The following is a 13038-nucleotide window of genomic DNA, read 5'->3' on the forward strand; positions in this document are numbered from 1 at the left end:
CGCAATAAAATTAAACATATGTTATAATAGAAATAAAAAAAGAGGTAATTATAATGAAATTTAAGGTAACTGAAAAAAGTGAATTGATGAAATTTTTAATAGATAATTTATCAAAGCAAAGTAAAAATAATATAAAAACACTTTTATCAAAAGATCAAGTTGAAGTAAATGGGAAAATAGAAAAACAATTTAATTTAATTTTAACTCCAGGAGATGAAGTAATAATAAATTGGAATAAAAATAGAAATGATAAAACTCCAAAAGGAATAAAAATTATATTTGAGGATAATGATATAATTGTAATAGAAAAAGAAGAAGGATTATTATCTATATCAACAGATAAAAAAAGCAATGAAAGAACTGCTTACAAACTTTTAATGGATTATATGAAATCAAAGGATAAAAAAGAAAGAATATTTATTGTTCATAGATTAGATAAAGATACATCAGGGGTAATGCTTTTTGCTAAATCAGAAAAAATAAAAACAGAACTTCAAGATAATTGGAACACTCTTGTTTTAGAAAGAGAGTACGCTGTTATAGTTGAAGGTATTGTTAAAGAGAAAAATGGACAAATTAAATCATACTTAAAAGATAATAAAGCTTTTGTAACTTATTCAGTAAAAGATGATAAAAATGGTGGAAAGTTAGCAATTACAAATTATAAAGTTGAAAAAACTAAAGGGAAATATACTTATTTAAAAGCTTCTTTAGAAACTGGAAGAAAAAATCAAATTAGAGTACATATGAGTGATATAGGTCATCCAGTAGTTGGAGACAAAAAGTATGGAGCACAAACAAATATTTTTAAAAGATTAGGACTACATGCACATACATTAAAAATAAAACATCCTGTAACAAATAAAGAGATGAGTTTTGTATCACCAACTCCAAAAGAGTTTTCTAGAATTACAGGAGAGTAATATGAAAATAAATGATTTAAGATTTTTAAAAGTAAAGATAGAAAAACATCCAACAAGAGATATTCAATTAGAATTTTTAGATAAACCTAATGCTATTGGAGCTTTAATTTTAAATTTTAAAGAGGATAAAGTTTTATTAGTAAAACAATATAGACCAGGAGTTTCAGGCAACCTTTTAGAAATACCAGCAGGAATAATTGAAAATAATGAAAATCCAATAGAAACTTTAGCAAGAGAAGTTAGAGAAGAAACTGGATATATGTTTGAAAGTTTCGAGGTTATGTATGCACCTAAAACTCCATTAATTCTTTCCCCAGGATATACTTCTGAAGAGTTGTATGTATATATATTGAAATTAAAAACAGAAAAAGAAAAAGTTTATGAGAAGCAATTAGATGAAGGTGAAGATTTAGAAGTGGTTTGGGAAAATCTTGAAAAAATAGAAAATCTAACAAATGATTTTAAAACACATTATGCAATAACACTGTATAAAAATTTAATAAAGAAATAAAAAACATCAAAGGTAATTGTATTTATTACCTTTGATGTTTTTTATTTATCTAAATTCACAAAAAAATCAATAGTTTCTTTGAGAAGAAAAATTCCAGTATTTATATCTTTTTCATTGATTCTAGAAAAATTTAATTTTATAAAATTGTCAAAACCGTAAGTGCTACCAGGAACTATTCCCACATTATTAATTAATAATTTATTATAAATACTGAGAGAGGAAATATTTTTTGGTAATTTTATCCAAATAGAGCAACCACCAGATGGGATTGTAAAACTAATATTTGGAATTTTTTTGAGCTCTTCTACAATAGAATCTTGGATAAATTTGAAATTTTTTCGACAAAGATTCATATGTTTTTCAATTAATCCTTTTTCTAAAAGAAAGGCAAATGATTTTTGATATAAAGTAGAGGTGCTAGAGTCAGATAATATTTTATTATTTAAAAAAGAAGTTAAAAGTTTTTCAGGAACAAGGATAAATCCTAATCTAAATCCAGGCATAAATATTTTTGAAAAACTTTTAATATAAATAACACGATCATCTACATCTAATACTTTTAAAGGAACAGGTGCTTTGTCAGAATAATATAAATCAGAGGCAGAATCATCCTCTATTATATAAAAGTCAAATTTTTTGGAAAGCTCTAAAAGTTGCAATCTTTTTTTTTGAGAAATATTAACACCAGTAGGTGTTTGAAAATTAGCCATGAGATAAATAAATTTTATTTTAGTTTCTAAAAGTAATTGCTTCAATTGAGAAATATTAAGACCATCATTTTCTACCTCAATAGGATGTATAATAAAATCTTGATTTTTAAAAGATTTTAAAGCACCTAAGTAGGTTGGATTTTCAATGGCTATATGAGCTTTAGAAAAACTTAAAGTTTTAGAAATTAAATCAATTCCTTGCTGTGCTCCTGAAAGTATATGAATATTTTCAGTATTACAGATAATTTCTAAGTTAGTCAAATTTTTTTTAATAGATTCACGTAGTTCAAAACTCCCAAAAGGACCTTCATTAATTAATGCAAGTTCTTGATCTCTATCTAAAACATGGTTAATAGCATATTTAATATCATTAACTGGAAGGTAACTATAATTTGGTGTAGAGTTGATAAAATCAATTTTTAAAGTTTTTATTATATTAAAATTATCATCGTTTTCTAAGTTTAAAGAAGGGATATTTTTTTCGAAAAAAATATTTTTATTAATAAAAACACCACTTCCTTTAATTGTTTTTACATAGTTAATTTTTTCTAATTCTAAATAAGCTTTTGCTACAGTATTAGAACTAATATTTAAAAAATTAGCTACTTTTCTAATTGAGGGAAGTTTATAAGAAACTTCTTTTTTTTCGATTTTATTTTTTAAAAAAATGTAAAGAGGAATATATATAAAATTTTCATTTTCAACTTTAAAGTTTTTAAAAAGAATATTCATTGAGCCTCCTAAAGTGTAGTAATACAATTTGAGATATTATTTTGAAAAAAAATAGTAAATATGTCATACTGATAAAAGTATAGCATAAATAGAAGGGGGATAAAATGAAAAGTTTTTTTAAGATATGTACTATATTTATTTTATTATTAAATATAGTCTTAGGAAATTCAGAAAAAAAAATAGTAAAAATAGGATTAGGCTATAGAGGTAGATCTTACGACCCTCATAGACATACAGATAGTTCAACTTTAGCTATAACTAAACAAATTTATAATAATTTATTTATTCTTGATGATAAAAATGAAGTGAAAGGTGAATTAATAGAGAGCTACTCAGTAAAAAATAACACAATAGAAATGGATTTAAAAAAAGGTGTTTTATTTCAAGATGGCGAGGAACTAAATTCTGAAATTGTGAAAAAAAGTTTGGAAAGAAATAAAAGTATACCTGTTACTAAGGTATTGGTTGATCCTATTGAAAAAATAGAAGTTATAGATAAATATAAATTAAAAATAATATGTACAACGAATTCAGATATATTATTACATAATTTAACTCATTCATCTATGGCAATAGTTAAGGAAGATAAAAATAAAAAACTAATTGGAACAGGAGCATTTAAACTTTTAGAATGGGGGAGTGGACAAAAAGTAATTTTAGAAAAAAATGATAATTATTTTAAGGGAAATCCAAAGATAGATATATTGGAATTTTTAACAATTCCAGAAGCACCTAATAGATATATCGCTTTAGAGACAAATGAAATACAAATAGCATATGACATATCATCTATAGATGTAAAAGCTTTTAAAAAATCAAAAGATTTAAAAATATTAAACGACTTGTCTTATGGAACAGATTTTTTATCTCTTAATACTGAGAAAGCTCCATTAAATGATAAAGGATTAAGGGAAGCTATAAGTTATGCAATAGATAAAGAGTCTATAAATGAAGTTGTCTTTGAAGATACATCAAAAGTGGCCAATTCTATAATAACTCCAAATACTTTTGGATATTCAAATAAAGAGGAGAAAAAATACAATTTAGAAAAAGCAAAAAAAATAATGGAGGGTTATAAAACTCCGATAGAGATAGAGTTATGGATATATGAAGATACAAGTAAATACCAAATGGCTCAAATAATTCAAGCAAATTTAAAAGAGATTGGAATAGATATAAAAATTCAGACATTGGAATTATCATCTTTTTTACAATTAACAGCTCAAGGAAAACACGATGCACTAATAGGACTTTGGTATACAAGTACTGGAGATGCTGATTATGGATATTATCCATTATTGCATAATAATTCTAGAGGTGGAGTTGGTAATAGAAGTTTTTATAATAATCAAAGAGTAAATATATTGTTGGATGAAGCAAGAAAAGAATCATCAAAAGAGAAAAGAAAAGAGAAATATGAAGAGATACAAGAGATTATTTTAGATGAAAATCCAATAATACCAATAGTTTATAAAACGTATAATATAGGAATAAATAAAAATATAAAAGGTTTTAAATTTAATCCAAATGGAAATCATATATTAGAAAATATTGAATATTAAATTAAAGAGGAGAATTTCTCCTCTTTTTTTGTTATAATGTATTATAAAAATAGGGAGGTAGAGGATAAATGATAAAATCGGTAGCATTAGATTTAGACGGAACTTTATTAAATTCTAAAAAAGAGATAAGTGATAAAAATATATTTATTTTAAGAGAGTTATATAAAAAGGGGATAGAAGTTTTTATAGTTACAGGAAGATCATACAGTGCAACTAAAGAGATTTTAAGAAAATTAGAGTTACCAATTATAACAATTTGTTATAATGGAGCAAAAGCTATAGATACAAAAGATGAGAGTATTTTACTAGAAGAACCTCTTTCAGAAGATATTGTTAAAATATTGATAGAACTTTCTAGAGAAAATAGTATTCACTTAAATTTATATCAAGATGAAAATTGGTTTGTTGAAGATAGAAAAAATTGGCAAACAGAATATTATAAAAAAAATATAGGAATAGATGCGATTGAAAAAAATTTTAATGATTTCACAAGTTTGTTAATGACAAAAGCGTTATTTATAGATGAAAGATGTAATTTAGAAAAAATAGAAAAGGAAATTAAAAAGAAGTTAGGAGATAGAGTACACTTGACATACTCACAAGAGAGATATTTAGAAGTTCTAAATAAAAAAGTTAATAAGGGAAAAAGTTTAGAAAAAATTTTACGATTAAAGAGTTTAACTTTAGATACATGTATTGCCTTTGGAGATGCAAATAACGATAAAGAGATGATAGAAATGGTTGGATATGGAGTTGCTATGGAAAATGGGGAAGAGTATTTAAAAAAAGGTGCAAAATATTTAACAGATTCAAATGACAATGATGGAGTGTACAAATTTTTAGTACAAAAAATGTAAAAAAGTGGGATAAAACCCACTTTTTTTATAAATCTTCTGAAATAGCCCAAGATATTTGGTCTTTCATTTGAGCAAAGTTTTTCAGATGTTTCAATTCAACCATTTCACCAAAAAGTTTTAATTGAAAGTTTCCAATTAAACTTAAGTTTTCTTTAAGGTCAACACTTCTTCTTCCATAAGTAAGACCTCTTTTTTCAATATCTTCTCCAATACGAACTAAAAGCATACCTTTGTTAAAACCTAAAATTTCAACTTCTCTTACTTTATCATAAAATTCACCTTCAACTCTTCTTTCTTTTCTAGCTTCGGCGTTTACTCTTTTGTTTTCAGCTCTTCTTCTGTCTTCCTTAGCCTTAACAATTCTTTTTGCTTTTTTCATATTTTTTAGTTCATTATATTCTGTACCTTTTGGTTTAGTTTTACTAATAATTTTCATAAACTCTCCTTTCAAATTTTCTCTTATCATAATATTATAAAGGCTTTTACACTTTTTTACAAGAATAATTAAAAAAAATATTTGACAAATACCAAAAAATGTTATATTAATTAATTAACGAACATGTTCACGAGAACAAAGGTAGGTGTAAAGTGGTTACTCAAGCTGAGTTAGCTAAAATATTAGGAATAACAAGAACAACGGTAGCAAGGGCTTTAAATGGGAGTAAAAATATAAAAATAGAAACAAAGGAAAGAGTATTAAAGTTGGCAAATGAAATGGGGTATGAAAAAAACTACTTGGGGAGTTCGTTGGCGATAAAAGAGAAAAAAACAATAGTAGCTATTGTAGTAAGATCAATTAATGAAGAATATTCTAAAAAATTAAAAAGTGGATTGAAAGATTTTCAAGAAGAAGTAAAAGCATATGGAATAAGAATTAAAGTTTTAGAAGTTGATATAAATGATAGTGAAGGGCAAATTGAACTTTTAAAAAAAGCTTTAGAAAAAAAAATTCATGGATTAATAATAATTCCATTGGATAAAGAGAAAATAATTAAAATTTTACAGCCAATAAAAAATAATTTAAAAATTGTTTCCATAGGAAAACAACTTTTTGAAGAAGGTATGTATATAGATTCTAAGTATGAAAAGTCTGGAAGAATAGCTGCAGATGTTTTATCAAGTGTAGTTAAAATTGATAAAAAAATATTAATTATAGATGCAGGAGATGATTTAATTTCATCAAGAAAATATTTAAAAGGTGTCTCAGAAAAATTAAAAGAACTAGATAGAAAGTTTCAAGGACCAATAAAAATCAAAAAATTATTGGAGGATAAAAATCAAATTTTAGATTATCTTTCAGATGAGATAGAAGGAATATATATAAATAGATATGCTCCAGAAGTAATCGAATATCTTGGGGAGATAGGTAAGGATAATTATAAGTTTGTAACAAATGGTTTTAATGAAAAAATACGGGGACTAATTGAAAATGATAAAGTTGTAGCAACAGTATCAGAAGATTTCTATAACCAAGGATACATAGCGGGAAAGAAAATTTTTGAAGCATTATATAAAACAAGTTTAAAAAGATCTCATGAATATCAAACTAAAATAGATATACTTTTTAAAGAAAGTTTGGATTAAAATTGAGATTATTATATAAAATCAAAAGTAAATTCTAAGGGAGGAAATTTCAATGAAAAGAGTGTTAAAAGTAGCTGGATTAACGTTAGTATTTGGGATGGTAGCATTTGGGGCAAATGAGAAGGTTTACAAGTTGAAGATGGGGTTAGTGGCAAATACAAGTTCAAATGAGTACAAAGCAGCAGAGTATTTAGCAAATAATTTAAAAGAAAAATCAAATGGACAAATTGTAGTAGAATTATATCCAGGAGCTCAGCTTGGAGACGATAGATCAATGTTAGAGCAACTATCAGCAGGGGTTTTAGATATGGGGTTTGCTGAAATTGGAAGATTTAATATATTCTTTCCAGAAGCTCAAGTATATTCATTGCCGTATGTAATTCAAGATTTCGATCACATGAAAAAAGCAACATTTGATACAGAGTTTGGAAAGAATTTACAAAAGAAAATAAATAATAATTTAAATATAGAGATTTTATCTCAAGCTTATAATGGAACAAGACAAACAACAACAAACAGACCAATAAATAGTATTGAAGATATGAAAGGATTAAAATTAAGGGTACCAAAGGCTGATGCAAATTTAGAGTATGCTAAAAACACAGGAGCATCTCCAACACCAATGGCATTTTCAGAAGTATATTTAGCACTACAAACAAATTCAGTTGATGGACAAGAAAATCCATTATCAGCAATTAGAGCTCAGAAGTTCTATGAAGTTCAAAAATATTTAGCAATGACAAACCATATATTAAATGATCAACTATATTTAGTTAGTAACTCGAGTATGAAAAAATTACCAAAAAATTTACAGGAATTAGTAAAGCAAGAATCGGAAGTAGCAGCACAATATCATACAAAGTTATTTGTGGATGAGGAAGCAGGATTGCTTGATTTCTTTAAAGAACAAGGAGTTACAGTTACAAATCCGAATTTAGATCCGTTTAGAACTGCAATGCAACCGTTTTATGAAGTTTATATAAAGAATAATGGGAAAGTTGGTAAAGAAGGATTAGAAGAGATTATAGCAGTTAAATAGAGAGTTATAATATAGGAGTTGGATATGAATATAAAACGAATTTTAGATAACTTAGAGGAAATTATAGGGGCTATACTTTTTATAATGATGTTTGCGATACTTGTAGCTCAAATTGTTTTTAGACAGATATTTGATTCTCCTCTAGTTTGGAGTGAAGAGTTAGCTATCTTATTATTTACATATGTAGGGATGCTAGGAGTTAGCATAGGAGTAAAATATAGACAACATGTGTTCATAGATTTCTTATATAATAAGTTTTCAGGAAAAGGGCTAAAAATAGCTAATACATTTATTCAATCAGTTGTTTTTATATCGTTAGTTGCAATGATTCAGATAGGTTACAAACTATTTTTAAGAAAAAAAATATTCCAATTAATTGCGTTAAAAATATCAGCCGGTTGGATGTATATAGCATTACCTCTAATAGTAACATTAATGTTGATACGATTTTTTCAAGTTCTTAGGGAGGATTATAAAGATGGAAAGTTTATTATTTCTCCTAAAAATATAGATAATGAAAGTGATGAAAAGGTGGTGAGTAAAGAATGTTAACATTAGTAACATTTTTATCATGGTTTGGGTTAATATTCGTTGGAGTTCCTGTAGGGTTCTCACTAGTATTTGCCACATTATTATTTTTCGCACTTACAGATTGGAATGTAATTTATTTTGTAGGTTCACTTTTAGTTGATAGTTTAGACAGCTTTAGTTTATTAAGTGTTCCATTCTTTGTTTTAACTGGAGTTTTGATGAATAGTTCTGGAATAACAGAGAGAATATTTAGATTTGCTAAGGCTTTATTGGGACATTATACAGGTGGTATGGGGCATGTAAATATATTTGCAAGTCTAATATTTTCAGGAATGTCAGGATCTGCTCTAGCTGATGCAGGAGGGTTAGGACAGCTTGAAATAAAAGCGATGAGAGATGAGGGATATGATGACGATTTATGTGGGGGATTAACAGCAGCTTCATGCATAATAGGACCATTAGTTCCGCCAAGTATAACAATGATTATATATGGAGTTATAGCAGATCAATCCATTGCAAGATTATTTTTAGGTGGATTTGTTCCAGGAATAATTTTAACTTTTGCTCTTATGATAATGAACTATTTTATTTGTAAAAAAAGAGGCTATAAAAGGGCTCCAAAAGCAACAATGCAAGAAAGATGGATATCTTTTAAAGAATCATTTTGGGCATTGTTGACACCATTTATAATAATAGGTGGAATTTTCTCAGGATATTTTACACCAACGGAAGCGGCAGTAATAGCTACTTGTTATTCAATGGGATTAGGATTCTTTGTATATAAAGAGTTGACTGTGAAAGGGTTTGTTAAAGATGTTATAGAAACTATAAAAATAAGTGGTGTAACAGTTTTAATGATTATGGGAGTTACTTTCTTTGGTCAAGTTATAGCAAGAGAGCAGATTTCAATGAAAATAGCTGAAGTGTTTTTAACATTTGGAAAATCACCGTTGATGGTTTTAGTAATGATAAATTTACTATTAATTTTCTTAGGAACATTTATAGAAGCATTAGCTTTACAAGTTTTAGTTCTTCCAATGCTAATACCAGTGGTAGTTCAATTTGGAATAGATCCAGTATTCTTTGGAGTTATAAGCACTTTAAATTTAATGATAGGAATTTTGACACCTCCAATGGGAATGGCTTTATTTGTTGTTTCAAGAGTTGGAAAAATCCCTGTCAGTACCATAACCCGAGGAGTAATACCGCTGTTGATTCCAATAATATTAACATTAGTTCTATTAACAATATTTCCACAGATTGTTTTATTTGTACCTAACTTAATATTAGGGGCTTGATAGAGTATGCCTAATATTGATTTGCCATTAGATGAATTAAAAAAATATAGAGGAACCAATCCAACTCCTTTAAATATGTTTGAATTTTGGCAAGAATCATTAGATGAATTGAGAGAAACTGAAGCAGGAGTAGTAATTACTCCTGCAGAGTTTCAAACACCATTATGTGATTGTTATGATTTAACATTTAAAGGAATTGATAATGAAAAAATTTATGTAAAAATGCTATTGCCTAAAAATATATCAAAACCAGTACCAGCACTAGTAGAATTTCATGGATATGGAGGTAATGGTGGAGATTGGTCTAGAAGAATGATATATCCAGCATCAGGAATTGCTTATTTTGCTATGGATTGTAGAGATCAAATGGGAAAAAGTGGCGATGAATACTTTAGAACTGGAAATCTAGTTAGAGGTTTGTTAGAGGGACCTAAAAAAAGTTACTATAGAAAAGTTTATTTAGATGCTGTTAGATTATTAGATATTATTTTTCAAATGAAAGATGTTGACAGAACACGTATATCAACTTTAGGTTATTCGCAAGGTGGAGCAATCTCTTTAGTTTCAGCAGCTTTAGAAAATAGGGTATTTAAAGTATTTACAATTTATCCATATTTATCAGATTTTAAGAGAGTTTGGAATTTAGATTTAGGAGATTTTGCGTACCAAGAATTAAGAGATTTTTTTAGATGGTATGATCCACAACATAAAAATGAAAATAAGTTCTTTGAAACACTAGGATATATAGATGTAAAAAATTTTGTAGAGAATATAAAGGGAGAGGTAACAATGGTAACTGGATTAATGGATAGAGTATGCCCACCATCAACACAATTTGCAGTTTATAATAATATAGAAAGTAAAAAAGAGCATATTATTTACCCAGATTTTGGTCACGAGAACATTAATGGACTAGAAGATCTAATTTATCAGTGGGCCTTAAACTTATTAAAATAAAAAACTTGGAGGAAAAAATGAAAGGTATTTATTCAGCATTACTAATCTCTTTTGACGAAAATGGAAACTTAGATGAAAAAGGAACAAGAAATATTGTAAGATACAATATTGATGAAATGAAAGTAGATGGATTGTATGTAGGTGGAAGTACTGGTGAAAACTTTATGATTTCAACAGAAATGAAGAAAAGAATTTTTGAAATTGTAAAAGATGAGGCAAAAGATACTGTAAAATTAATTGCACAAGTAGGATCAATTAATTTATATGAGGCTGTTGAATTAGGAAAATATGCAACAGAATTAGGATATGACTCATTATCAGCAGTGACACCATTCTATTATAAATTTGATTTTGAAGAGATTAAAAATTACTATATGACAATAGTAAATGAAACTAATAACAATATGATAATCTATTCAATTCCATTTTTAACTGGAGTTAATATGAATGTTGAGCAATTTGGGGAGTTACTTTGTCATGATAAAATTATTGGAATCAAGTTTACAGCAGGAGATTTCTATCTATTAGAAAGAGTTAGAAAAGCTTTCCCTCAGAAATTAATCTATGGGGGATTTGATGAGATGTTATTACCAGCAGTAGCATTAGGTGTAGACGGAGCAATAGGAAGTACATACAATGTAACAGGAAAAATAGCTAGAGAAGTTTTCGATGCAACAAAAGCAGGGGATTTAGCTATCGCAAGAGAAAAACAAACTTATTTAAATGATATAATTGAAGCAATTCTAGGAAATGGACTTTATCAAACAATAAAAGAGATTTTAAAATTAAAAGGTGTAGACGCAATAGGGTACTGTAGATTACCAATGAAAAAATTATCAGCAAAAAAAATAGAAGCAGCAAAAGAGATTGGAAGAAACTTTTTATAGGAGATAGTTAATGAATATAGTGGCCATAGATATTGGAGGAACAGAGATAAAATATGGCTTAGTTAGTTCAAGAGGAGAAGTTATATTCTCCTCTTCTTTACTAACTGAGGCTTCAAAAGGTGTAGAGCAATTATTAGAAAAAATTTTTAAAATAGTTGAAGAGTTAAAAAGTGAGAAAACTTTAGGAATAGCCGTATCTGCTACTGGACAAATAGATGGAACTATAGGAAAAGTTGTAGGTGGAACAAACTTAATTCCAGGATGGATAGGAACAAATTTAGTAGAGATATTGGAGAGAAAATATAGAGTTCCAGCAGTTTTAGAAAATGATGTAAACTGTGCTGCTTTAGGTGAAATGTGGATGGGAGCAGCAAAAGGAAAAGACAACTTTTTATGTCTTACAATAGGAACAGGAATTGGCGGAGGGATAGTTTTAAAAGGCGAACTTTTAAGAGGAGAAAGTAGTGTCGCAGCAGAGTTTGGGCATATACAGATTGTAAAGAATGGAGCCCAATGTGGTTGTGGAAGTAAAGGATGTTATCAAAGTTATGCATCAACCACAGCACTTTTAAGATTAGCAGAGGAAAAAATAGGTAAAAAATTAAATGGAAAAGAAATCTTTGACGAAGTTCATAAGAATAACATAAAGTATAAGGAAGTTGTTGATGAATGGGCTGACTATTTTACTGATGGCTTAGCAACATTAATCTATATATTTAATCCCTCACTTATAGTAGTTGGAGGTGGAGTATCCAAGCAAGGAGATTTTTTAAAAGAAATTTTTCAAAAAAGTTTAGAAAAAAAAGTAATGAAAAATTATTTGGATATTCTTGAAATAAAAATGGCTGAAAGAGGTAATGATGCAGGAATGTTAGGAGCTTCATATCTACTTTTAGAAAAAATAAAATAAAAATTTTCAAAAAAAATATTGACAAAAACTTTTTTTCATTTTACAATAAACCCCATACAGTAGTAAAAAAATTGAATAGAAAATCGGATGAAGGTATAGGGAGAGTGCCAAATTGGCCACCGAAGAAGTGAATCTTTCAGGTTAGTTGAAAAAACTTGAGGACCTATACTGGACGAGCCTCTGGAGAGACTCTATGAGCACCGAAGGAGCAAACCCAAATATAAATTATATTTGGACTAAACTCTCAGGTAAAAGGACAGAGGAATTATGCAATAAAAGTTTTTTTGTATTAAACTATTTTTTGTGTATAATTCTTTTTTAATTCCAGAAGGTATTTTTTGAAATACCTTCTTTTTTTATTCAATTTTGCATTTAAAAAAATAGGAGGAAATTAAAATGCAAGATTTCGTAACGAGTATTAATAGTTTTTTATGGGGAAATTTTTTAATTGTTTTATTGATGGGAACAGGGATATATTTTACTTTAAAGTTAAATTTTATTCAGATTAGAAAATTTAAAGAGGGAATAAAACATGTA

The 13038-nt window shown here is 27.6% G+C and carries 11 protein-coding genes, 1 pseudogene and 1 riboswitch; of the genes and pseudogenes, 10 read left to right on the forward strand and 2 right to left on the reverse strand.

Going from position 1 to position 13038, the window contains the following annotated elements:
• Positions 1-53: 53 nt before the first annotated feature.
• Positions 54-923, forward strand: coding sequence for an RluA family pseudouridine synthase (locus tag ACRC8M_RS03680; RefSeq protein WP_438527916.1), 870 nt, complete (start codon positions 54-56; stop codon positions 921-923).
• Position 924: 1 nt separating this feature from the next.
• On the forward strand, positions 925-1434 hold the full coding sequence (locus ACRC8M_RS03685) for an NUDIX hydrolase (RefSeq protein WP_438527917.1): 510 nt from the start codon (positions 925-927) through the stop codon (positions 1432-1434).
• 41 nt (positions 1435-1475) lie between these two features.
• Here the strand turns inward: ACRC8M_RS03685 and ACRC8M_RS03690 are convergent, their stop codons facing one another.
• Positions 1476-2876 carry a PLP-dependent aminotransferase family protein gene (locus tag ACRC8M_RS03690; RefSeq protein WP_438527918.1) on the reverse strand — a complete coding sequence of 467 codons (1401 nt, stop codon included), beginning with the start codon at positions 2874-2876 and terminating at the stop codon, positions 1476-1478.
• A 104-nt stretch (positions 2877-2980) separates the two neighbouring features.
• On the opposite strand from ACRC8M_RS03690, the gene ACRC8M_RS03695 reads away from it, so the two are divergent.
• Together ACRC8M_RS03695 and ACRC8M_RS03700 are read left to right on the forward strand one after the other, a co-directional pair.
• Positions 2981-4438 carry an ABC transporter substrate-binding protein gene (locus ACRC8M_RS03695; protein WP_438527919.1) on the forward strand — a complete coding sequence of 486 codons (1458 nt, stop codon included), beginning with the start codon at positions 2981-2983 and terminating at the stop codon, positions 4436-4438.
• 68 nt (positions 4439-4506) lie between these two features.
• Positions 4507-5295 carry a Cof-type HAD-IIB family hydrolase gene (locus ACRC8M_RS03700; protein ID WP_438527920.1) on the forward strand — a complete coding sequence of 263 codons (789 nt, stop codon included), beginning with the start codon at positions 4507-4509 and terminating at the stop codon, positions 5293-5295.
• A 25-nt stretch (positions 5296-5320) separates the two neighbouring features.
• Here ACRC8M_RS03700 and ACRC8M_RS03705 read toward each other — a convergent pair whose 3' ends face one another.
• Complete coding sequence (locus ACRC8M_RS03705) at positions 5321-5731, reverse strand: hypothetical protein (RefSeq protein WP_438527921.1); 411 nt, start codon at positions 5729-5731, stop codon at positions 5321-5323.
• Positions 5732-5883: 152 nt separating this feature from the next.
• Here ACRC8M_RS03705 and ACRC8M_RS03710 point away from each other — a divergent pair, with 152 nt between their 5' ends.
• The 6 genes and pseudogenes from ACRC8M_RS03710 (at position 5884) to ACRC8M_RS03735 (ending at position 12501) form a co-directional block, all read left to right on the forward strand.
• A complete protein-coding gene (locus tag ACRC8M_RS03710) occupies positions 5884-6879 on the forward strand; it encodes a substrate-binding domain-containing protein (RefSeq protein WP_438527922.1) in 996 nt (331 codons plus the stop codon).
• Positions 6880-6931: 52 nt separating this feature from the next.
• Positions 6932-7918 carry a sialic acid TRAP transporter substrate-binding protein SiaP gene (locus ACRC8M_RS03715; RefSeq protein ID WP_438527923.1) on the forward strand — a complete coding sequence of 329 codons (987 nt, stop codon included), beginning with the start codon at positions 6932-6934 and terminating at the stop codon, positions 7916-7918.
• Between the two features lie 24 nt (positions 7919-7942).
• Positions 7943-9747 (forward strand): annotated as a pseudogene (locus ACRC8M_RS03720) (TRAP transporter large permease).
• A gap of 6 nt (positions 9748-9753) precedes the next feature.
• Positions 9754-10704 carry an acetylxylan esterase gene (locus ACRC8M_RS03725; protein ID WP_438527924.1) on the forward strand — a complete coding sequence of 317 codons (951 nt, stop codon included), beginning with the start codon at positions 9754-9756 and terminating at the stop codon, positions 10702-10704.
• A gap of 17 nt (positions 10705-10721) precedes the next feature.
• A complete protein-coding gene (locus ACRC8M_RS03730) occupies positions 10722-11591 on the forward strand; it encodes an N-acetylneuraminate lyase (RefSeq protein ID WP_438527925.1) in 870 nt (289 codons plus the stop codon).
• Positions 11592-11601: 10 nt separating this feature from the next.
• Positions 11602-12501 (forward strand): ROK family protein, encoded by a 900-nt coding sequence (locus ACRC8M_RS03735; RefSeq protein WP_438527926.1) that lies wholly within the window; start codon positions 11602-11604, stop codon positions 12499-12501.
• Between the two features lie 170 nt (positions 12502-12671).
• Positions 12672-12771: riboswitch (glycine riboswitch) on the forward strand.
• Positions 12772-13038: the final 267 nt, after the last annotated feature.

Origin of the sequence: Cetobacterium sp. (assembly GCF_051653945.1) — a bacterium.
GTDB lineage: Bacteria > Fusobacteriota > Fusobacteriia > Fusobacteriales > Fusobacteriaceae > Cetobacterium_A.